This is a genomic window from Paraburkholderia sp. SIMBA_054, from assembly GCF_046534875.1.
GTDB lineage: Bacteria > Pseudomonadota > Gammaproteobacteria > Burkholderiales > Burkholderiaceae > Paraburkholderia > Paraburkholderia hospita.
The window spans coordinates 1-229 of sequence record NZ_JAWRXV010001890.1 but is presented as its reverse complement, the minus strand read 5'-3'; the positions used below and the strand labels follow the sequence as shown (position 1 = coordinate 229).

Below are 229 nucleotides of genomic sequence, written 5' to 3'. Positions count from 1 at the left end.
GACGAGGTGAACCTGACCGAGTTTCTCGAATCGGTACTAAAGGCCGAGCACACAGCGCGGCTCGTCAGACAGCGGGCGACGTTTGCACGCCTGGCAGGCTTCCCGACGATCAAGACCCTCGACGGCTTCGACTTCGCAGCAGCCAGCGGTGTGCCCAGATCTCAGGTCCAGGAGCTGGCAAGTCTGACGTTTCTGGAGCGAAACGAGAACGTCGTATTACTCGGACCGA

At 60.3% G+C, this 229-nt stretch carries 1 protein-coding gene; it reads left to right on the top strand.

What is annotated here, in order from left to right; all coding sequences use genetic code 11:
• On the top strand, positions 1-229 hold a 229-nt coding region (locus SB822_RS61605; protein ID WP_410859734.1), incomplete at both ends, for an ATP-binding protein.